This window comes from Aquimarina sp. Aq107 (assembly GCF_943733665.1).
Lineage (GTDB): Bacteria > Bacteroidota > Bacteroidia > Flavobacteriales > Flavobacteriaceae > Aquimarina.
The window spans coordinates 300,194-325,000 of record NZ_OX030782.1 but is presented as its reverse complement, the minus strand read 5'-3'; the positions used below and the strand labels follow the sequence as shown (position 1 = coordinate 325,000).

Annotated in this window: 11 protein-coding genes, 2 tRNA genes and 2 rRNA genes (1 of these 15 running past the window's edge); 4 read left to right on the top strand and 11 right to left on the bottom strand. The window is 33.4% G+C overall.

Going from position 1 to position 24,807, the window contains the following annotated elements:
- The 5 genes from NMK29_RS01355 to NMK29_RS01335 all read right to left on the bottom strand — a co-directional run.
- A 23S ribosomal RNA gene (locus NMK29_RS01355) occupies window positions 1-383 on the bottom strand; it reaches 2,439 nt to the left of the window's first position.
- 230 nt (window positions 384-613) lie between these two features.
- Window positions 614-687: transfer RNA gene (locus NMK29_RS01350), tRNA-Ala, on the bottom strand.
- 120 nt (window positions 688-807) lie between these two features.
- Window positions 808-881 (bottom strand) — tRNA-Ile (locus tag NMK29_RS01345).
- Between the two features lie 164 nt (window positions 882-1,045).
- Window positions 1,046-2,567, bottom strand: a 16S ribosomal RNA gene (locus NMK29_RS01340).
- The 16S and 23S rRNA genes sit together here with 2 tRNA genes alongside, the layout of an rRNA operon.
- A 798-nt stretch (window positions 2,568-3,365) precedes the next feature.
- Window positions 3,366-6,146 (bottom strand): hypothetical protein, encoded by a 2,781-nt coding sequence (locus tag NMK29_RS01335; protein WP_108805276.1) that lies wholly within the window; start codon window positions 6,144-6,146, stop codon window positions 3,366-3,368.
- A gap of 194 nt (window positions 6,147-6,340) precedes the next feature.
- On the opposite strand from NMK29_RS01335, the gene NMK29_RS01330 reads away from it, so the two are divergent.
- Window positions 6,341-9,685, top strand: a complete 3,345-nt coding sequence (locus tag NMK29_RS01330; protein ID WP_234424336.1) for a VCBS repeat-containing protein — start codon at window positions 6,341-6,343, stop codon at window positions 9,683-9,685.
- 96 nt (window positions 9,686-9,781) lie between these two features.
- On the opposite strand, the gene NMK29_RS01325 is transcribed toward NMK29_RS01330, so the two are convergent.
- From NMK29_RS01325 to NMK29_RS01300, 6 genes are all read right to left on the bottom strand, one after another.
- On the bottom strand, window positions 9,782-10,879 hold the full coding sequence (locus NMK29_RS01325) for a family 16 glycosylhydrolase (protein ID WP_108805275.1): 1,098 nt from the start codon (window positions 10,877-10,879) through the stop codon (window positions 9,782-9,784).
- Between the two features lie 23 nt (window positions 10,880-10,902).
- A complete protein-coding gene (locus NMK29_RS01320) occupies window positions 10,903-11,901 on the bottom strand; it encodes a hypothetical protein (protein ID WP_159092346.1) in 999 nt (332 codons plus the stop codon).
- Between the two features lie 19 nt (window positions 11,902-11,920).
- A complete protein-coding gene (locus tag NMK29_RS01315) occupies window positions 11,921-13,516 on the bottom strand; it encodes a PKD domain-containing protein (protein ID WP_108805273.1) in 1,596 nt (531 codons plus the stop codon).
- A 23-nt stretch (window positions 13,517-13,539) separates the two neighbouring features.
- On the bottom strand, window positions 13,540-15,057 hold the full coding sequence (locus NMK29_RS01310) for a RagB/SusD family nutrient uptake outer membrane protein (RefSeq protein WP_108805272.1): 1,518 nt from the start codon (window positions 15,055-15,057) through the stop codon (window positions 13,540-13,542).
- 23 nt (window positions 15,058-15,080) lie between these two features.
- On the bottom strand, window positions 15,081-18,146 hold the full coding sequence (locus NMK29_RS01305) for a TonB-dependent receptor (RefSeq protein ID WP_108805271.1): 3,066 nt from the start codon (window positions 18,144-18,146) through the stop codon (window positions 15,081-15,083).
- Between the two features lie 702 nt (window positions 18,147-18,848).
- Window positions 18,849-20,906 (bottom strand): putative porin, encoded by a 2,058-nt coding sequence (locus NMK29_RS01300; protein ID WP_108805270.1) that lies wholly within the window; start codon window positions 20,904-20,906, stop codon window positions 18,849-18,851.
- 139 nt (window positions 20,907-21,045) lie between these two features.
- Here NMK29_RS01300 and NMK29_RS01295 point away from each other — a divergent pair, with 139 nt between their 5' ends.
- The 3 genes from NMK29_RS01295 (at window position 21,046) to NMK29_RS01285 (ending at window position 24,795) form a co-directional block, all read left to right on the top strand.
- Window positions 21,046-21,648, top strand: a complete 603-nt coding sequence (locus tag NMK29_RS01295) for a ribonuclease HII (RefSeq protein WP_027395379.1) — start codon at window positions 21,046-21,048, stop codon at window positions 21,646-21,648.
- Between the two features lie 109 nt (window positions 21,649-21,757).
- Window positions 21,758-24,226, top strand: coding sequence for a ribonuclease HII (locus tag NMK29_RS01290; protein ID WP_159092345.1), 2,469 nt, complete (start codon window positions 21,758-21,760; stop codon window positions 24,224-24,226).
- Between the two features lie 83 nt (window positions 24,227-24,309).
- Window positions 24,310-24,795, top strand: a complete 486-nt coding sequence (locus NMK29_RS01285; RefSeq protein WP_108805268.1) for a T9SS type A sorting domain-containing protein — start codon at window positions 24,310-24,312, stop codon at window positions 24,793-24,795.
- Window positions 24,796-24,807 lie beyond the last annotated feature (12 nt).

Sequence of the window (24,807 nt, the reverse complement as noted above, 5' to 3'; positions counted from 1 at the left end):
TAAATCAATATATCTTACCTATACGGGACTATCACCCTCTGTGGTCAGTCTTTCCAAACTGTTCTAATTCAATATACATCTTATAACGTGGTCCTACAACCCCAGCATTGCCGTAACAATACTGGTTTGGGCTAATCCGCGTTCGCTCGCCACTACTAACGGAATCACTATTGTTTTCTTCTCCTCCGGGTACTTAGATGTTTCAGTTCTCCGGGTTCGCTCCTATTGCTAGGTGACATATCTTCAATATGCCGGGTTGCCCCATTCGGATATCTGCGGATCATAGTGTATGTGCCACTCCCCACAGCTTTTCGCAGCTTATCACGTCCTTCATCGCCTCTGAGAGCCTAGGCATTCCCCATACGCCCTTAATTAGCTTATGCGTCTTGCTTTAACTTGCTCTTTTAGTTTTTGATGATAAATAAATATCATCACTCTTTTATTTTTGTCGTTAAATGTCTCCTGTGAGAACATCTAACGCTCGTATTCTTTAAATCAATATGTCAATGAACGTTTTTCCTATAATCAATATAAAAATCAATGAAACCAAAAACTTTTTCAACTTGTGAATCCTGTGTTTTAGCAACTATCAATCCCTATATCTAAAGAATTGTGGAGAATATCGGAGTCGAACCGATGACCTCCTGCGTGCAAGGCAGGCGCTCTAGCCAGCTGAGCTAATCCCCCATTAATGAAATCCTAAATGTCGAATTCAGAATCCCGAATGATGAAGTAATGAATTCTCAACTTCTAAAATTTCCTTTCAGTAATATAATCAATGAACTAATTTTAAGTCCGTAGACTTAGTAGTCTCAGGCAGACTCGAACTGCCGACCTCTACATTATCAGTGTAGCGCTCTAACCAGCTGAGCTATGAGACTTCTTCATAGTTGATGGTTGGTGGTTTTTTGTTGATCGTTATAAATATTTTAAAAAAAATACTAACAACTAACAACCAAAAACTAACAACTATTGTTTAATTAATTAACAGCTTAAGACTAAAAACACCTCAAAATAACAATTCCTGAGTATCGTCTTTCTCTAGAAAGGAGGTGTTCCAGCCGCACCTTCCGGTACGGCTACCTTGTTACGACTTAGCCCCAGTTACCAGTTTTACCCTAGGCCGCTCCTTACGGTGACGGACTTCAGGTACCCCCAGCTTCCATGGCTTGACGGGCGGTGTGTACAAGGCCCGGGAACGTATTCACCGGATCATGGCTGATATCCGATTACTAGCGATTCCAGCTTCACGGAGTCGAGTTGCAGACTCCGATCCGAACTGTGATAGGTTTTATAGATTCGCTCCTGGTCACCCAGTGGCTGCTCTCTGTACCTACCATTGTAGCACGTGTGTGGCCCAGGACGTAAGGGCCGTGATGATTTGACGTCATCCCCACCTTCCTCGCGGTTTGCACCGGCAGTCTTGCTAGAGTTCCCGACATTACTCGCTGGCAACTAACAACAGGGGTTGCGCTCGTTATAGGACTTAACCTGACACCTCACGGCACGAGCTGACGACAACCATGCAGCACCTTGTAATATGTCCGAAGAAAAGTCTATCTCTAAACCTGTCATACTACATTTAAGCCCTGGTAAGGTTCCTCGCGTATCATCGAATTAAACCACATGCTCCACCGCTTGTGCGGGCCCCCGTCAATTCCTTTGAGTTTCATTCTTGCGAACGTACTCCCCAGGTGGGTTACTTATCACTTTCGCTTAGCCACTCAGACCGAAGTCCGAACAGCTAGTAACCATCGTTTACGGCGTGGACTACCAGGGTATCTAATCCTGTTCGCTACCCACGCTTTCGTCCCTTAGCGTCAATACATTATTAGTGATCTGCCTTCGCAATCGGTATTCTAAGTAATATCTATGCATTTCACCGCTACACTACTTATTCTAACCACTTCATAATGATTCAAGACCTGCAGTATCAATGGCAATTTTCCGGTTGAGCCGAAAACTTTCACCACTGACTTACAGACCCGCCTACGGACCCTTTAAACCCAATGATTCCGGATAACGCTTGGATCCTCCGTATTACCGCGGCTGCTGGCACGGAGTTAGCCGATCCTTATTCGTAGAGTACCGTCAGAGTTCCACACGTGGAACTGTTTCTTCCTCTATAAAAGTAGTTTACAACCCATAGGGCAGTCTTCCTACACGCGGCATGGCTGGATCAGAGTTGCCTCCATTGTCCAATATTCCTCACTGCTGCCTCCCGTAGGAGTCTGGTCCGTGTCTCAGTACCAGTGTGGGGGATCTCCCTCTCAGGACCCCTATCTATCGTTGCCTTGGTATGCCGTTACCATACCAACTAGCTAATAGAACGCATAGCCATCTTATAGCAATAAATCTTTAATGATTAAATGATGCCATCTTATCATACTATAAGGTATTAATCCAAATTTCTCTGGGCTATCCCTTACTATAAGGTAGGTTCTATACGCGTTACGCACCCGTGCGCCGGTCGTCGTCAAGTGCAAGCACTCACGTTACCCCTCGACTTGCATGTGTTAAGCCTGCCGCTAGCGTTCATCCTGAGCCAGGATCAAACTCTTCATCGTGTATTCTTAAATATTATTTAACAATAACAACAGGAATTTTAAATCGTATCTCAAAAATGCTTCTAGTCTTAATTCTTATCTGTAATATGATCGTAAATAAATACAACCATAATACGCGCTGTCAATCAATATATCAATGAACTTTTTTAACTAACCGAAAACAATCTTCATTGCCAGTCGTTAATTGAAAATCAACAAGGAATCGAACCCTATAAATGAACCTAATCACTCTACTCCAGTACAACTTTTATTCTTATGAACTTCGCTTGTTTCTCAAAGCGGGTGCAAATATACAACCTCTTTTTAATCCTGCAAAACTTTTTTAAAAAAAATTAAAGTTTTTTTTGGACCCTGAACCAAATCTACAAAAGCACCTAAACCCCAGTAAAACCTGACCCAAACAAACAAAAATAATCTCAATGAACTTAACAAAACAATATCCCGTTTTGCGGGTGCAAACATACAACCCTTTTTCTAATCAACAACAACTTTTTTGAAGAAAATTTTAATCTTTTTATAACAACCTAGAAACATACGGTTTACACAAATAAAAAAAATAGAAAATAATCAACATTAAATCAAAATAACAATATCAAACCAAATAACATCCTGTCCTTATTATTATACCACATTTAACCAACAACTAAAAATATCTATTAAATAACATATACTTTATTAAGTAACGTATAAGCCATACATAAAGATTATCCTATAACAACTGCATCTTTAGCCATTACAAACAAAGTTATTGAAGCAAAAGATGAAACTATCTATATAAAGAACCAACAATTCTAACGTTTAGAATATCATTAAAAAATTAGTTAGATTACTTTCTGGATCTAGTTGCAATTTTTTTCGAAGTTTATGCCTATTAACATCGACACTCTGTGGACTTATCCCTAATAAAGGAGCTATTTCCTTAGAAGATAAGTTCATTTTAAGATAAGCACACAACCTAAGATCTTTTGATGTCAAACTCGGATACTGTTTTGACAAACGTTCATAAAACTCTTGATGCGACTTATCGAAATTTATTTTAAATATTTTACTCTCTTTGTCGGTTATATAATATTCTACTAATCTTTTTAAATCCATGTAATTACTATCATGAGATCTTGAATTAGGAGATTCTTGAATTTTTACAATTTTATCCCTAATCTTTTTTAAAATTTTATTTTTATTCAGGTTGACATAAGCTATTTGTGTAAGTTCTCTACTTTTTGCTTTCACCTCACTTTCCAATTTAGAGTTCTTAAGTTCGATTATCCTTCGTTCTTGTTCTAACTTTTGTGCCTTATGTTCTTCTTCTTGTTTCTTTAGTTTTTCTTCTTTTAATTCAAGTAATTTCTTTTTTTGCTTTTTCATTTTATAACGATTAACAAAACGTGCTATAAAAAGCATCCCTCCAATCAACAAAACATAAAAACAATATGCCCAAGATGTCCTATATAAAGGAGGCTTTATCGTAAACATAAAAGAAGACTCTTTTACAATTTCATCATACTTTGCTTTTACATAAAATGTATAATTGCCTTCCTTCAAATTATACAAGGTATGTTCGGTAGAAGTCGTCCAATCACTCCACTCTTGATCATTTAATCTTGATTGAAATGTAACTTTTTTACCATATATAGGTAAAGCATACCTTATCTTAAGATCATTATCCTTAAAAGGTATATCCGATTCCTCTTCATAAGACACTTTACTCCCAACTGAAACAAAATCCCTAATTAAAACATTTTCTCTTATATTCTCTAGAGGGGTTAAATTATCTCTAACATAAACCGAAAAACCACTATATATAGGAATAAGCTCGTGCTTTTCATCCAATGTAAAAGTATTTAGAACATCAGGAACCAATTGATCTTGCAATTCTCTGAGATTAACAACTTCCTTTTCATTCTCTATAACTACACTCTCATTATCAACATACCAAGTTTCTTCATTTTTTTTTATAATTCTAGGAGAATATCCTTTCTTCTCCCCTAGTTGTTTCTTTACAAAAGAATTACTATTCGATTTATATAGATATGAATAAAAACCTGAAGTAATCATTATCTCATTATCTATTTTAGACAAAGACAACACCCCACCTTCAAAATCACTTAAAGGAAAAAAGCTTTCTTGCAAAAGTTTTTTCCCCCTATAGTCCAATCTAAACTTAAAAACACCTTCTGACCGCAGAGCTAACCAAATATAATTATCTTCATCTACCTCTAGATACCTTACTGATTTACTAAAACCTTTAAGCTGATATTCTTGCCAATTCTCTTCTATTTTTTCATATAAGGACACTCCATTGTAATTTGGAGAAATAATAACATCTTTATTATCTATCTTAAAAGATCTAAAATCCCAGGCTCCTTTGCTAAAACCCATTTTTTTAAGAATCTTTCCACTCAATGTATACGCTCCAGTATCATGACCAACAAACACATTGTTATTAATTGAAACTAAGTTCCAGACCTGACCATTAAGCAACTGTTCAAAATCCTCTTCATCAGTAATTGATTTTACATTTAAAGAATAAAGCCCTTGATTTGTTCCTATATAATAAAAATCCTCATTCTTTACAGCCGCATATGTGGTCCCTAATTTACCATAGTAATCATAAAAATATTTAAGAGAAGAATTTAATTTTAAATAATCAACACCGTAATCTAATGCCAACCATAGATTATGCTCATCATCTTGAAATATTGACAAAACAGTATTGTTTTGCAACCCCTTTAACTTATTGATATTTTCAACTTTTCCTGTGTCTAGGTCAAGTATATACAACCCATTCGATACTGTTCCCAAAGCAATTCTTCCATCTTTTAATTTTAAAAAAGAAAAAATTTGCGCTTTTCTTATCTCATCCGACAAAGGGAAATCCAAAGTCGTAACTTCATCATTACGCAATCTAAACAATCCTTTGGTATCACTAATCAAAATTAAATCATCACGATCATCAGTTATTCCTATAATATTTGCATTTAATTCCTCATTATCATAAACCGGTAATAGACTAGTTTCTGACAACTTAAAAACCCCATGTTTATCGTCATTAACATATAAATCATTATCAATTTTATAGCTCCATTTAAAACAACAAGGAGCAGGGATTTTGGTAATGATATTACCTTGATTTATGTATAGATTACCAAATGTTTGAAAAACAACTTCATCATTAATTTCATGTATCCTCCAATACTCTTCTGCACTGTCAGAAACACCTTTATCAACATTGTTTAATAAGGAAACATTATATGTGTTTTTTAATTGGTTTTTTAACAATCCAAAATGCCCATCAGCTCCAAAATAAATTGAATCTTTATTCTTAACAAATAGACTTCTATTAACCATTGCATTATTGGTTGCTACAGAATTCCATTCACTTCCATCAAAGATTAAAACTTTATTTTCATTTGCTATGTATATAATTCCATTTTCATCTTGTTCAATATCCCAAGATTGTGCACCAAATCCCATATTTTTAGTATCATAATGGGTAATCTTAGGTAAAATCTTAGTTTCAATAGATTGTGAAAAAGAAAGAAATTGAAGTAGAAAAAGTAAAAAACAAATACGATTCATTAAATGCTATCTTTTGGGCTAAGGTAGTCTATCAAATATACTAAAAATTATCTTAACATACTTATTAAAAGATGATTAAAAATAATTTCAATAAAATATCTTAATTTTTGTGATTTAAAATAAAAACAAAAATATCTACATAAATAATGGCAAATCGTTTTGTAAAGTCCTATTTTTAAAGCTACAACACTTAGATGAAAAACAAAATGAAAATATTCCATACAAAATTCATTTTTTATACATTTTTAGCACTACTCTTTTTAAATTGTAATAAGAAAAAACAAACTAAATTATTTACACTAAAAAGTTCTAAAGAGACATCAATTAATTTCTCCAACACTTTAACAAATACATCAGATTGGAATGCTCTTAACTACTTATATTTTTATATTGGAGCCGGCGTAACAAGTGCTGACTTTAATAATGACGGTTTAACTGACTTATATTTTGTTGCTAATATGGAGAGTGACAAAATATATTTGAATAGAGGGAATCTGAAATTTGAAGACATTACTAAACCATCTGGAATAAACAATACAGATGGTTGGTCATCTGGTGTTACCCATGTAGACATCAATAATGACGGGTGGTTAGACATCTATATCTCAAAACTCGGAAAACACCGAAATAAAAAAGGTAAAAATCTATTATATGTAAACCAGGGGCTTAATCAAAATGGAATTCCTGTTTTTAAAGAAGAAGCAAAAAAATATGGATTAGATATTATTGGCTTCTCTAATCAAGCTGCTTTTTTGGATTATGATCTTGATGGAGATCTAGACTTATACGTTCTACACTATTCGGTATATCCAAAAAGAACATATGGAGATTCTAAAAAACGACTTGTAAAAGATTCTCTAGCTGGTGATAAATTTTTTATAAATGATAATGGAGTTTATAAGGATGCCACCAATGAATCAAAAATCTTTAGTAGTATTATTGGTTATGGACTTGGGGTATCCGTAAGTGATATAAACAATGATGGTTATCCAGATATTTATGTTGGTAATGACTTTTTTGAAAATGATTACTTATACATAAACCAAAAAGATGGAACTTTTAAAGATATTTTATCTCAAGATTTTAAAAAATTTGGTCATACCACTAACTTCTCTATGGGCAATGATATTGCTGATTTTAATAACGATGGTCGCATGGATATTCTATCGTTAGATATGCTTTCTGATGATTTACAAAGTTTAAAAACTACAGAAAGTGACATGAATTATCAAAACTTTAATCAATATCTAAAGAAAGGCTATCATCCTCAATTTATTAGAAACACCTTACAACTCAATAATGGAAACTTAAACTTTAGTGATATTTCATATCAGGTTGGTGTTTCTGGTACAGAGTGGTCTTGGGCTGGATTATTTGCCGACCTTGACAATGATGGATTTAAAGACATCTACATTACTAATGGAATATACGGAGCTACTAATGATAAAGATTTTGTTAGTTTCATTTCTAACGGAATTATATCAAATCAAATCAGCACAAATATGTCTGAGAATGATTTAAAATTAGTAGATAGATTACCAAAAAAACACACTCCAAATTATTTATTTAAGAATAAAAACGGTTTTGATTTTGAAGATGTCACTGACACCTGGTTTGAAAAAAAACCATCCTTTAGTAATGGAGCTGTTTATGTAGATTTAGATAATGACGGAGATTTAGATCTAGTCACAAATAATGTGAATGAACCTGCTATGATCATGGAAAATAACAGCAATACACTATCTAAGGAAAACAACTATTTAGCTATTGAATTTAATGGGCCTACAAATAATAGATTTGGTATTGGATCTAAGGTTATTGCTTATACAAAAAATCAAACTATTACTCAAGAAAATTACCCTTCCAGAGGATATATTTCTGCCGTTTCACCCAAAATGCATATAGGCCTAGGACCTCATAACACCTTAGATTCTTTAACCATAGTTTGGCCCGGAGGATCTTTTCAAACTTTAAAAAACATTAGTAGCAACCAATCATTAAAGGTTAATAAACAAGAGGCCAAGCATGATTTTTACGCAATAACAACTAAAAAAAACACGGAATCACTACTGACTAATGTTTCTCAAAAAATACCATACCGCCATAATGATAATAATTATAATGAATTTAATAGAGATATTCTTATCCCATATATGAATACTAATCAGGGACCAGAAATTACTGTTGGTGATATAAACAGTGATGGTAATGATGATTTTTTCATAGGAGCTGCCAAAGGAAAACCTGCTCAACTATTTATACAAGGAACTGATGGAATATTTACGGCATTAAAAACCCCAGAAATAGACGAAACTTTTCAATCAGAAAATACAGATAACATATTTATTGATACTGATAATGACAATGATCTTGATCTCATTGTCATTAATGGAGGAAACGAAACTGGAGCAACAACTGATAATCTTTCTGTTTATTATTTTAGAAACCAAAAAGGATCATTTATTCGAGATTATCAAAGCTTTAAAAACTTATCAATTAATGGATCAGTTGTCAAAGCATTTGATTTTGATAGTGATGGTGATCAAGATATACTTATAGGTTCTAATAGTATTCCTTCTGCATTTGGCATGAATCCTCAGAATTATATTTTTGAAAACGACGGAACTGGAAACTTTCTTGATGTAACAAAAACTATTGCTCCAGAATTCAATTCTATAGGATTAGTTCAGGATGTAACATTTGCGGATATAAATAATGATAACCAAGCGGATATTATAATAGCTGGATATTGGATGCCAATCCAAATATTTATTAATAAAAACAATATTTTCAAATTAGATAAAAAAAGTAACCTAAAAAACACATTTGGTTTCTGGAATTCTGTAAAAGCTAGCGATATTGATAATGATGGAGACATTGATATTATTGGCGGGAATTGGGGATTAAACACTAGATTAACTGCGAGTCAAGAAGAACCTATAACTCTTATGCTTAGTGATTTTGATGATAATGGAAAAATGGATCCTGTAATAACACATTTTTATCAAGGGACAGAAACGGTTTTTAACAATAAAGATGAATTGAGTAAGCAAATGCCTGTTATCAACAAAAGGCATTTATCTTATGCTAAATTTGCTAAGGCAAATTTCTCAGAATATCTTCCGGAACAAAAAATCAAAACTGCCATTAAAAAAAGAGTAACAGAACTACAAAGTTGTTATTTCTTAAACAATGGTGATGGTACTTTCTCGAAAAAAGCCTTGCCCAAAGAAGCTCAAATTTCCTGCATTAACACAATGTATATCGATGACTTTAATAACGACAATTACGATGACATCTTATTATCTGGTAATAATTATGAATTAAACACTCAACTATCCAGACTTGATGCTTTTCATGGAATGTTATTAATAAATGATCAGAAAGGTGGATTTTTTAAGGATAATAAGAGCTTGTTTGAAATTCAAGGTCCTGCTAGGGATATTGAAAAAATTAAAATTAAAAATCAACAATATTATTTAGCCAGTATAAACAATGATAGTATTTGTGTGCTCAAAAAAAAATACCCCTCTAAATAATATCGTTTCTATAACAAATAAAAAATGCTGAAGATATTTACATCTTCAGCATTTTAAAAAAACAACTAATTTAATTTAGTGAAACTCCATTATTATTTATTGGTATACTCTTACATAATCAACTTCCATAGTAGCTTCTGTAAAATCGGGACTAACAGTACCACCAAAATCTCCACCCATTGCCACGTTAAGGATGAAAAAGAAATCATCTCTAAATGGTAAACCATCGGTGATTGTAAATGTGTTATATTCTACCCCATCTACTTTGAACACTATTTTATTAGTATCCCACTCTGCTCTAAAAACATGAAAGCCTTCATCTAGTCCATCTACATCTAAAGATCTTGATGTAGTATTATCAGCTCCTGTATTCCCAGGAAAGAATACATTCGAATATGTGCGTATAGGGTTTCTCCCTACATACTCCATAATATCTATTTCTCCACAAACTGGCCATCCAACTTCATCTATATTAGCTCCTAACATCCAAAAAGCTGGCCAAGTACCTTGCCCTAAAGCTAATTTTATTCTAGCTTCCATCGTTCCGAATCTAAATTCGCGTTTACCTTGTGTTTTTATTCTTGCAGAAGTATATGCATTACCATCTAACTGTTCTGCTTTTGCTGTAATTTTAAGAAGTCCATCCTCAACCACTAAATTATCACTTCTGTCGGTGTAGCGTTGTAACTCATTATTCACTCCTAAATCCCCAGTCTCAAAAACCCAATTAGAAGTATCTAAACTACCGCCATCAAACTCATCTGACCATACAAGTGCTTGTCCCGGAAGCGGTCCAGAAATTATCAATTCTCCATCCGTAGTATCCTCTTCTCTAAGAATACTGATACTTCTGGTTTGTTGAGAAACCCCTCCAGAAAGACCGACAGCTTCTACTCTTATGTCATTTTGATTGACACCAAGTGCCTCAAAAGTGTGCGTGTATTTTCCATCCAGAGTAGATGCTCTTTTTGTATCATTAATATAGAAATCATATTTCACAACACCGGTAGCTGTTGCTTCAATAATTACCATTCCTGACCCATCTCCATTGGGCATTTCAGGAGTTTCACCAACTACATCAACTGTAAAAGTTAAGTTACTCGGTCTATCAACCTGAAACACCTCATTATCCTCATTGCATGACATGAATGATAATGACATAAAAACGAATATATAATTTATAACATTTTTCATATTTATTTTTTTTAGCAATTACATTAATTTGGCAATGTGATTCCGCAATCGGTAGCATCTTCTACAGCCCTGAATCTTAAATACCAAGCATTAAATCTATCCTCTTCATCATCAAAGAAAAATATTCTTAACGACACCAGATTACAATCGATAGATAGTATTTCATAGGTACGAGTTGCATTCCCTATATAAAGTCCCATAAAACCATCTCCTCCTAATTCGATTGCTCTATCTGTTGTGAATTCTGGTAATAATTCTGAACCTGCATTTGTAATAGACACAGAAACTGAAGGTGGAGTAGCCTCCAAACACTCTGCTGTATTACTTCCTCCTGGAATTCCTGGTGTATAATCATCGTGATACCAAGTGTCTCCCATATTATCGGTAGACATAGACAGTGTAAAATTTTCAAGATCAAAATTAAATGTCAATTCATCATTAAATAAACAATCTTCATTAAAATCGGACGAAGTCGGTGCCCACCAATACACAAGATCTCCATCATTTTGTGGAACATTTACTCCTCCAGGTCCTACTCCATAAAAACCTGGTTCATCACCAGCATCTAGTTTCCAGGTTTTAGAAGAATCAGCGGTTGTACTTCCTGCTAACAATCCAAAAATTGATTTAGTTGTGTCATCTAAATCTGTGAATACAGTTACTTCTCCTGTGGTAGACGAAGTTATACCTCCTATACCTACTGCAATAATTGTGTACGTATATGTATTAATACCAGGTGCCGCATAATTAATCATCGCCTTAGCATTTCCATCAAACTTAAACGATTCTGATCTACCATCACCCGTATAAATAATGTAGGTTATAATATCTTCTCCCTGCAAATCGAAAAACACATTTCCGGTTCCATATTCTGGATCTCCAAGGCTAGGTGCTTCTGCCAATACAGAGCTAATCGTTGGAGCACTTATATCACCAAATTCGAACTCTTCTTCCTGACAGCCGCATACTATCAAAATCAGAGAAACAATACTGATATTATATAAATATTTAAAATTTTTCATACTATGAATTTCATTAAAATTATTGTCTGATATTATCAAAATAAAATACTTCACCCATCCCTGCAGTTCCAAAATCAAAGAATAAGTCTACTTGAGTATAATCAATGGAACTATTAAAACCAGGTGCATTATTAAGATCATAGGTTAATGTCTCCCAGGAATTAGATTGTGTTGTCATCACTTCTATTTCTGCTGCATCCCCTGCAGAATTTTCAATTTTAAGTAAAACTGGTATCCCTGATCTAGGCGACCAAACATCTACACTAATTAAAGTAGAACCAGAAAAATCAATTGCATAACCGTCTCTTAGTGGAATAGCTACTCCAGCAAACACTTCTGCATCTACCGGTTTATTAAGTGTTCCAACTTTAGAAGAAGTATTAATCCCTGAGGCATCTGGATTATTTATAACCTGACCTACTACATCTTCTGTAGCTGAGCCGCCAAACCCAAATAGATTAAATGTTCCCGCACTACTTTCGAAATCAATTGGAAGAATCGGTAAAACTGTATCAAGAGATTGTTCTCCTTGTATAATATTATCTATATAATATGTAACATTACCTCCATCTACTCCAAAGTTTGGAAATATAACTAGATTATTAGCAGGATTAGTAGCAAACTGCGTAACATAGTCTGTAGTGGAAAAATCATATGTTAGAACTTCCCAAGCATTCGTGGTGGTAGTAAGTACATCTATTTCGACTGCCGAATTTGCATCAGCAAGACTCTCTATTTTAAGCTTAAAAAGAGTTCCTGCACTTGGTGACCAAACTTTCATACTAATTATTGTCCCTTCTCCAAAATTGATACTATTAGTAAGACTCATAGCCGCTCCAGCCCAAACCTCACTAGGACTTCCATCCACCCATTGTACTGCTTTTGGACTTAAATTTCCAAAAACATCTGGATTATCAACTACCGTAACTGTTTGATTACCTCCAAAAGTATTAAAAGTATACATTGCATCTGGATCATCAAAAGTAATTTCTAATTCTTGAGGAATAGATACATCTATAGTTCCCATATCTTGAGTTACAGCAGCACCGCCACTATACGCAATAATAGTAATTGAATATTCACCTTCTGTCTGATAGGTATATGTAGCAGTATCTCCAGGAGCGATTTGTATAAATTCGTTTGCAAACTCTCCAAAATAAACTTCTATGTATGTTGCAAAATCCGCATCCGCTTGTATCGAATATGTTAGGAAGTCATTATTATCAGGAATTACTTGAAAAGTAAGATTCTCCGGTGCTTTAAACGACACTTCTAGATCTTCTTTGTATTCACTAATTTCTCCAATTGCATTATAAGCAAGCACTGTTATTTCATAGATTCCTTCCCTAGCATAAGTATGTTCTACACTTTCTCCATTGATCACAGTTACGGGATTTATGGTGTCATCTCCAAAAAACACATCAAAGGATAACACATTATTTCCTAAAGGAGTAATCGTAACATCTCCTGAATTATCATCGGAAATTCCAAACATCACATCTGTCACAATAGCTTCCTCTGCATTTGCAATAAAAGCTGTACTACTATCGTCTTGCTGGCATCCCACAAACAAGATTGATAATACTAATACTATAAATAAATTAAAATTTTTCATTTTTCTTGCTCTTGATTAAAATATTACCAACCTGGGTTTTGCGCCCAATTCCCTTGAGAAAACTGAATCTCATCTAGCGGTATAGGAAATAACTCATGCTTCCCTATTTCAAAATTAGGAAGCCTACTTGCTGCTTGATTTGTTCTTATCAAATCATAAAATCTATCACCTTCTCCGGCAAATTCCAATCTTCTTTCATCCCAGATTCTTTGTGTAAGTTGCATTCCTGATTCTGGAATACTTATTACTCCAGCACCATGTGCTCTGTCTACAACCTGACGTAAAAAACTCTTGGCTAAGTTCTCATTCGGTGCGGCTTTTCTATTATGTGCTTCCGCTAACATTAACAGCACATCAGCGTATCTTATATACCTATGATTGTAAGGAGATCGAGCAAATTGATTAGCTCCGTCTATCTCTCCAGTACGCGGAATAATTTTATTGAAATAAAATCCTCTATCCGTTTCACATCCTGGGGTATATTCTATTGCACTATCAATAAGTTCTTGTTCGGTTGTTACACCAAAATATTCAAGTAAATTTAATATTGTAGGAGATTTTCTGCTATCAGTAGTGACATACAAATCTACTAGATCAGCTTGTGGTATATTAAAACTAAAACCTGCATCATATACCGGATCTCCACTTAAACGGGGACCTGAAAAGAACGCCCCTATATTACCCTCACTCTCAGCATTTTCTTGCCAATTATTCCAATTACCACCTTCTGCATTAGAATATTGTATTTCAAAAACAGACTCAATACCATTTTCACCTGCTGTAGTAAATACATCTCCAAAATTAGGCATTAAAGAAAACCCTAACGTGGTAACAGATGTAAGTGCTTCGATAGCACCATCCCAGTCTTCTTGGTAAAACTTTACTTTTCCCAGTAATGCCATAGCTCCTCCTCTGGTAACTCTACCAACTTGAGATTGAGCAATAGGAAGATCAGGAATTGCTGCATTAAGGTCGTTTTCGATAAATTCGTAAGTCTCTTCGATAGAACTTCTAGGAATTGCTGTTTCATCGCCTGGCAAAAAACGGGATTCTTTTAGAGGTACACCTCCAAAATTACGGACTAACTCAAAATAAAAAAGTGCTCTTAAAAAACGTGCTTCTGCTATAAATACATCTTTATCTTCAAATTCCCTAGTTTGTGCATTATCTAAAAAAAACGAAGCTCTAAAAACTCCTCCAAAAAGAGAATCCCATAAGCGTGCCACAGCGATATTAGTAGTTGTGTGTGTTAATGTACCTAATCTTTGAAACTCAGGAATATCCTGACATCCATCTTCTCCAGCGACTATAGCATTATCAGACATAAACTCTCCAAAAAGCTGTGTCTGCCAACTAAAAGCCAAAGGATCATATGCGCTTATTAACAATTCGAAAAAAGCCTCATCTTCAAGAAAAAATTCGTCTACTCCAACTTCAAATTCTTGTTCTACATTTGTAAAATCTTCACTACAGGATAGCGGTATCATAACAAAAGCCATGGACACAACTATCGTTAAATAAGTATTTTTAATATTTTTCATAGTTATAATTTGCTTCTTTCTTTTTAAAAATTAACATTCACACCCATCGAGTAAGTACTAACAGCTGGATAAAAACCATTATCTATTCCTCTTGTTATAATATTACCTGTTTGTGCTGCCGGATCATACCCTCGATATTCTGTAAAAGTAAATGGGTTAGTAGCCAACATATATATTCTAAGCTTCTCTAAACCAATTGATTTGAAAGGATCTACAGGAATACTATACCCCAACTGGATATTATTTATTCTAAAATAAGATGCATCTTCTACGAAAAAGGTAGATAACAATCCATTATTTGTAGTTTCTGTAGTTAACCTTGGTATTTCATTACTCGTCCCTGGACCCGTCCATCTACCTAGCACATAATCCAATTGGTTTACAAAAGGGTTGTCCCTTTCATATGAACGAAGTAATTCATTTCCTTGGGATCCAAATCCTCTTATTGAGAAATCAATACCCTTATATTGTAATGACAGGTTAATTCCATAAGTAAAATCTCCCAGAGGATCACCTAAATACGTTCTATCATCATTATCTACAACTCCATCATTGTTAGTATCCACAAATATTAAATCACCAGGAGCAGGAGTTGCACCTAAATTATAAGTAGCGTGGTCGTCTATTTCTTCTTGCGTTTGAAATATTCCTGCAGTCTGTAACCCATAAAAAGAACCTACTGGTAGCCCTTCTTGAAATCTTGCGGCGGCTTGCCCTAATCTAAAACCACTTTGTTCTATAAATTCTCCTCCAATAACTTTGGTTACTTCATTATCTATAACGGTAAGATTTGCTCCTAAACCAATTTCTAACTTTCCTATATTAAAAGAATAATCCGCAGAAAACTCCATACCCTTATTACGTATATCACCAACATTTTGCGGAGCTACAACTGCTCCAGCAGTACCACCTCCTAATATACCAGAAACGTCAACATCTACTATTTGATTTTCTGTATCCTTAATAAAGTAATCAAAGACAAAATTAAACCTACCATCCAAAAGTTGTAAATCAAAACCAACATCAAGTTGTTTGGCTACCTCCCATTTTAGGAAAGGGTTTCCTAAAGATCCTGGAGCAGCCCCTCTAATAATGGTATTACCTCCATTGATTGGAAACTCTCCTTCTCCTTGTAGATCAAAATTAAATACACCTTGTCTTGTTTCTAATGCTTTATCATTACCTAGTTCTCCGTAACTTCCTCTAATTTTTAATAAAGTAATACCTGTATTTTCCATAAATGACTCATCAGAAACTACCCAACCAGCGGTTATACCAAAAAAATCTGCAGACTCAAAACCTGGAGCAAATAAAGATGACCTATCATTTCTAAAAACTGCTGACAACAAGTATTTACCATTAAAACCGTATTGAAATCTACCAAATAAAGAAGAACGTGTATTTGCGTATTCGAACCTCCCAAATAAGTTATCAGGATTAGGTCTTTCATCATCATCTATTGATGGAGAAAATGGACGACCATTACTTAATATTGCAAAATCAAATGAGTTAAATGGAATATCGAACGCTACTCCGTTAAAACCAAACCCCCAAAAACGTTGAGCACTTCCTCCCGCTGTTAACGTAACATCATGATTTTCTGCAAATGTATTACTGTAGGTAGCAAAATAATCAAACACATAATTGTTGTTATTATCTATTTGTTCAAAAACTGTATTTTCTCCTGGGTCTACATTGGCTGTTTTACCTGGCCCATACACGAATGAAGGAGTAAATGAACGTTGTTTTCCAGATTGATGAGTGATATTAAGCCTTCCATTAAGCTCTAAATTTTGAATAATATCATATTCTAAATTTAGAAAACCAGAAAATCGATTTTGACTAAATTCATTAAAAGTATTTTCGATCTGAGTTACTGGATTAAACACTTCATTAGAGCTCTCTGCAGATCCTAAACTAAGCACTCCATTATCATCTCTTAGTGGAATTGTTGGTTCGGAATTCAATGCATTAAAAGTTACTGAACCTAAACCATTCGCAAAGATTCCTCCATTTTCTGTATATAAATAATTAATATCCGTACGTACTTTAAAAGTCTCTGATAAAAATATATCTGATTTTAAACGTACATTATCCCTTTGATATCTTGCTTTACTACCTCCGATTGCGCCTTCTTGCTCTAAATGAGCTCCACTTAATAAGTAAGTATATTTTTCCCCTCCTCCTCTTATGCTAAGTGCATGATTAAAAACAGCTGCAGTATTAAAAATTTCTTCCTGCCAATCTGTTCCCCTTCCTAAAGAAGCTATATTGGTAAAACGTATAGGATCACCTCCATTAACAAATTTTTCATTTTGCACTAAAGCGTATTCTGTTGCATTCAGTACATTAATTTTCTTTGTTACTTGCTGAAAACCATAGTAATTACTATAGGATAATTTTGGTTTTTGACCTCTTCTTCCTGCTTTGGTCGTAATTAAAATAACACCATTAGCAGCTGTACTACCATATATTGCAGCTTGAGCATCCTTTAATACAGTAAATGTCTCTATATCATCAGGGTTTATATTATTAAAATCTGTAAGTGCTCCATCCACATAGATATCTGGTCTATTATTGCTATTAGACGAAATTCCCCTAATATTAATATTAAATGCAGCTCCAGGATTTCCTCCTTGTTGAGAAACCTCTACTCCAGCTACAGTTCCTCTAAGCGCCTCTGTTGCGATTTGAGGTTGTAATTCACTAACAACATCATCACCCACAATACTTACCGATCCGGTAATCTCTTTTTTACGTTGCGTACCATAACCAATTACAACTACTGATTCTAATTCTGCAACATCTTCATCCATTTGAACATCCAAAACAGCAGTATCCTTAATTACCATTGTTACTGTTTTAAAACCAACTGAACTGAACTCTAACGTTTCTCCATTTTCTACTACAATTGAAAATACACCATCAAAATCAGAAGTAGTTCCTGTATTTTTGGCTTTATTGATAATATTTACAAAAGGTAATGGTTCTCCATTTTTTGAATTTACAGTTTTCCCCGTCACTGTGTTTTCCTGAGCAACACAAAAATGAGTTGCGATCACAAATAGATATAATAATATATTCCTCATTAGGCTTAAAATATTAGCTGAAAAGACAAATAAACATTTAGTTGTTTTTTCACATTTATTTTGTCAAAGCTACAATAAACTTAACCTAAATTTAGCAATATATCAATCTTAACAAAGTATATACAAGTGAGATTTTATTCTTAAATTTTTAAAATCAAAAAATTATATAAAATAATGATTAACAGATTATTAAATACATTTAACCTTTTCAAAATACCTTAAAAAAAGATCAAAACAAATAATATTGGTATTATAGATTTTTTCAATACACTAATACCTTTAAATGTTAATTATTTTTTAATAATCTGATCAAAAAATGGTTTCTTAATAGTTATTTAACAAAATAACCTCCTTAAATATAATTTTATAAAAGAAGAATATTCCCAAAATTTAAATATTCTCATAATACCGACTTACTTCATGAACATTATGCAAACACCTAAAACATTTTATAACTAACCACCTTACTTCTTAAAAAAAGAAATTATATCAAAGTATGTATAAAATAAAAATATGTAGAGTAAAAAACTTCAGAGAGTCCAAGAAAAACACTTAATGAGTAGACTAATTTTATACGTCCGTATATTGTGAATCATTTCAAAAAATATATTATCAATGTCCATTAAGACCAAAAGAAAGGTTCGTAAAAAAACAACCAACTAATAAACTAATAAATAAGCTTTACCAGGAGGTTTATATATATTATAGAAAGAAGTTCCATACCAATCCAAAACGAATAACAGCATCACGTGGTGCATATCCTGGAGCAGAAAATTCGTTATTCTGATTAAAAGCTTCTCCAAAATTTTCTACCTTAAAGTAGATTCGAGTTTGTCTAATTTTAGCATTAAAAAATATATCAAATTGAGGAAAACCACCAAAAGTTTGTCTGGTATCTACAATATTATCAGGGTCACTATTATCAAATTGATCAAAATAATCAATCTCATTCTGACTTTGTACATAAAACTCTGATAATACCGGATCATATCCATCGGCATCATATTCTGAATAGTACTTAAAAGTGACTCCTGTTTGTAAAAATAATGCGCGTTTAAACCAATAATCTTGATAGTAAACACTATTACGTGTAACTACATTTGGAACTCTATAAACTTCTCCTCCAGAAACGTTTTGATATAGAATGGAATTATCAATCCCCAACCATCCAAAATTGAGGTTTTGAGAAAGCTTCAATTTCAGGAGCTCTACCTTACCATCATACTGCTCTGGAACTGTTAAAGAATCCGTTCCTTTGGTGAAATATGTGTAATTATCAATTGTAGTGAAACTTGCTTCAAGATTTGCAAACTTTTTTACTTGGATATTCGCCTGAACTTTTTGAGTTTCTATATTTTTAAAATTATCATCTTCATCAGCATTGTTGAAGTTCTGCCAATTGTATCCCACATAATCACTTTGATACAATAAGAAATTATAATTAGGAGCTGTGGAATTTGAGCTAATTCCTAATTGTAACCCATAATCACGTAGTTGATATCCTGCAGATGCATTTAGAAAATTCCCATCAAAATCTCCTGAGATGATTGACATTCCGTTAGCAGCTAATTGAAATCCTTTGTAATTCTTTTGATAGGAGCCACCTACCGTAAGTACATTACCTTTAATCCTATTTGTGATATCAGTTCCTCCTTCTAGAGTAACAATCGTATTATAACCATAATTATAATCAGAATATCCGGCATTAACTCTTAAATTACCTAACCAGGCATTATCAACATTTAAAAATAGTTGATTCGTAAAATCTTCTAACGCTACTTTATCTGATAGAGCACCAGTAGTTTCATAAGACGTTCCAAAAAGATCACTAGCTGCATCCTGGTCAAACTGAAAAGACTTATCTGTTATATCTAGAATATGACCGACTGCTACATCCGTACTTGAGCTATCTGTTTTCTTTATGATCGAATACCTATGATTAAGATAAAACCTTTTGCCCAACAAAATACTTTCAGCATTCTCAAAATTAACTTCTATAGCAGCTCTATCAGAAAATTCATCTGCATCCTCAAACTCTTCTGTATTAGAAAGATATTGATTGAGCCCATTTTCTGATAACCCCCCATTTTCCTGATTCAACAAATCCTGAGACACAAAATGAGTTTTGATTCTATATCTATCATTTTTAGTACTATAATTAGCCATTGCTCTAAAATTACCAGTACTGGTCAATGCGTGTTGATACTTACCTAGTGACCTATTACCTTTATATGCAATAGAAAGATTTAATCTAGGAGAAGTATTAATTGTAAGAAAAGCATCTAACTGCTGCCCTTGTTCGAAAGTAGTTTTAAAATATAGCTCTGTTAGTGGTGTAGGAACATTGTAATACTTAATATCTTCAACTTCCATAAAATTAAAATGCCTTGCTCTGGCACCAAAAAGTGGTAATACGTGATCTCGTTCCTCAATCTTAACCAAACTATTATATGTCTGCCCTACATTATTGATAGGCTGTAAACCAAAATCATCCCTACGCAAGTAATTAAAATTATAATCCCTTTGTATAGTTAATGTAGTATCTACAAAGGTCGTATCATTTTTTAGATCTATGATTTTATAATCTGTAATAGGAGGTTTACTCTTACCTTTTTTGGTTAAAGGCCTTTTGCTCTTAGCGAAGTCCGGTTTCTGCTGAATATTCGTACCTCCTCCATCTATCTCCTCTTCATTTCCTTCTTGGGCAAAGGTTATGGATCCTAATAAAAGTATAATTATAAATACTAAGTTCTTTTTCATCTATATAGTAAACTGATGGCAAAAATATACTTTTTTAACGAAAGTCAATAGGTATGAATTGCCCGTTTTAATACTAAGTTTTTTTATCGATTATTAAAAATAGTTTTCTGATGTTCAGTTCTTACATTATCTTCGTATCATGCTCGAATTAAAATTAAAGCCTGATCTCATCGAATGTGGCACTGATGAGGCTGGTCGTGGTTGTCTGGCAGGACCAGTAACCGCAGCAGCCATTATCTTACCCGATGATTTTAGTAATGAAATCTTAAACGACTCCAAACAACTTAGCGAAGCTAAACGCAAAATACTACGACCACTATTAGAAGACTGCTCTATTACCTATGGTGTGACACATATTTATATGGAAGAGATCGATAAAATTAATATTTTAAATGCCTCTATATTAGGCATGCAAAAATCTATCGAACAATTAACACCGCAGCCAGAGCATATTTCTGTAGATGGAAATAGGTTTAAACCATATCATAATATACCCTATACTTGCGTTATTAAGGGTGACGGAAAATATATGAATATTGCTGCGGCATCTGTATTAGCAAAAACATATCGTGATGCATATATGGAAAAGATCCACGAGGAATTCCCAATGTACAATTGGAAAAAAAATAAAGGATACCCGACAGCAGAACATAGAGAGGCAATACGAAAGTATGGAATTACTAAATATCACAGAAAAAGTTTTAGATTATTACCAGAACAGCTTGCGCTAGAATTCAAATAATTATCTTTGGCCTCTAAGAGGCTTTTTGAAAACTGTTATTGTAAAAAGAAAGTTATTAAATCATAATAACAACTTGAATAGAATCAAGAATATAAAGGAAAACAAACACATGAAAAAAATAGTTGTAATTCTACTATCCACAATTGTTTTAGCTTGTAACACGACTACCGAAAAACCGAACACTCTTATTGACTACATACCAAAAGATGCTCAAGTAATCTTAAAAATAAATGATTTAGAACAAGCAAAGAATATGCTACGTGATAATGATTTATTAAAGAAAAATAAAGACGTAGCGTTGTTTACTTATTTTAAAAATCTTCCAGTTTTAGATCAAATAAAACAGTCTAAAGGATTACTCTGTTTTTCGCCAATAGGTAAAAATGATTTCGAATACACTTATATTTCAAAATTTGATCCCGTAATAATTGGTAAAGATTCTTTAAACAAAAGAACCATTGAAACTATAAATTATGCTAATAAAGTGATCCATAAAGTCATTTCTGGTGAACAAACTTTCTATGCCACCAAACAAGATAGTCTATTGATCGCTTCCTCTTCTCAGATATTAATTGAAAATGCAATACGTCAGCAAGAAAATACAATCCCAGTACAAGAAGATCTTATAAAAGCGTATGAAGTTTCTGATTCCAAAAATCCATTAGCAGTTTTAGCAAATGGAAAAGAACTAAAAGAAATTCAGAATGCATTACTTCCTAATAGTGACTTATCACAGTTATCAAACTTCAGTGGTTGGATTTCTGTAGATGCTAAGATGGAGCAAAATGCCATTTACCTTGATGGAATTGCTATAGAAAAAGATTCATTATCCACTACAATTGGAATTTTTGATAACACCATCGCTCAAGAGAATCAAATTGCCAAAATTACTCCGATTACCGCTAAAGGTTTTATTTCCTATACGTATGATGATTTTTATGCACTAAAAAAGAACTTAGCATTAGCTCAAGATAGAGAGATAGAAAATATCCCAGATGATCTCGATGACTTATTCTCAGGAGTTTCAGAAATCGGTATGATTTTTACAGAAAATGAAAGTATTGTTACATTTACTTCTTTGGCATCAGAAAATACTTTAGAACAACTAGCTGGATCTCCATCTGGAGCATATAGAAACGTTGATATTTTTAGTTATGATGAAACCACTACATTTTCCGGATTATTAAAACCATTGATTCCAGAATTTGAAGCTAAATTTTATTTCAGTTATGAAAATCATATTGTATTTGCTTCTTCTAAAAATGGTTTACAGACTATTATAGCAAACATCCTTAATAAAACAGTATTACAAGAACAAGCTTATTACTCGAATACACTAGAAAAGCTTTCTGATGAATCATCAATTTTAATGGTAAGCACTGTTAAACATCTCAAAGAGTATATTGCTGAAACTATAGAAGAAGATAAACAAAAACCTTGGAAAGAAGCTAAAACTAATGGGTATCAAATTGGTGCTTTTCAGATTATAAAAGAAAACAACTTTGCTCATATTCATGGAGTCTTACAAAAAAATATAGCAAAAGGATCTGCCACTTCGGTCACACAAACAGCGTCCACTACATTAGAAAATAAAATCCTTAATAGTCCCATATTGGTACAAAATCATAGAACCAAAGGGATGGATATCGCAGTACAAGATGTAGACAACAATCTCTATCTAATCTCGGATAAAGGAACTATTTTTTGGAAAAAACAGATTAATGGTGCCATTATGGGCGATATCCAACAAATAGATATTTATAAAAATGGTAGATATCAATTGTTATTTAACACCGAAAACACACTTTATCTTGTAGATAGGGATGGAAAAGATGTTACTTCATATCCTAAAAAATTCGAAAAAGCTATTACCCAGCCGTTATCCTTATTTGATTATGATAAAAATAAGCGATATCGTATTATTATTACACAAGGTAATGAAGTTACCATGCTAGATGCAGAAGGAAAAGTAGTTACTGGTTTTGGATTTAAAGCTACTGAAACCAATCTTGTGATACCTCCTACACATATCCGAATCGGCAGTAAAGACTACATTCTTATATCCGAAGAAAATGGAAAATTAAATATTTTAGATCGTTTAGGAAGAACTAGAGTAGATGTAAAACAAAACATAGATTTTTCTAAAAATCAATGGCAACAATATCAAAATAAGTTTACCTCTACTACTAAAGACGGAAAACTAATACAAGTTCAATCCGATGGTTCGGTAACCATAGTAGATAAGGAATTAGATCAAAATAGCTCCTTGGTTTCTACCAACAAAACGCTAGTTACTTTTTCTGAAAACAAATTATCTATCAAAGAGAAAACCTTAGAGTTAGATTTTGGAGTGTATACAAAACCTCAAATTTTTTATATCAATAATAAAATCTATGTAGCTATCACAGATATACAAGCCAAGAAAGTATATGTATATGACAGTAATGCAGAACTACTTCCTAATTTCCCAGTTTATGGGAACTCTGTAATCAGTCTCGGTAATATGGATAAGGATAAAAACCTAGAATTTGCTGTTCAGGGAGAAGAAAACAGTGTTCTTATTTATCAGATAAACTAACACCTATTTAAATTTTATAAAGATTTCATGTTGACATTTTAATACTGCGTCTCACTAATGTGAAACAACGTAATTAAGATGTCATGAAAACTTTAAAAATTTTATCCTTATTATGTATTGCCTCGACCATCCAGGCACAATCGATTGATACGAGTGTGGTTTCTAGTTCTGGAGGTGTAAATAGTAATACATCTTATATCCTAAACTTCACCATTGGCGAACCCTTTATAGAAACGATTTCTAATTCGCAGTCTATAGATCAAGGGTTTTGGTCGGGTATTGGTTCCTTAAATCAACTCTCTACAGAAGAGTTCCAACCAGAAAACGGAGTAATTAAAATATTTCCGAATCCAGTTTCAGACTTCTTTACGGTTAGGACTCCGAATATCGATCATTACACAGCTTCTTTATATAACCTTAATGGTCAAGAAGTACTTACTCAAGAAATCAATACGGCAATGATAAATCATCAGATCGACATAAGCTCATTAGCCCAGGGAACGTACGTATTAAGAATTTCGATTCCTGAAATCAATGAAAACAAAATATTCAAAATCATCAAAAAATAACCTCATTTATAA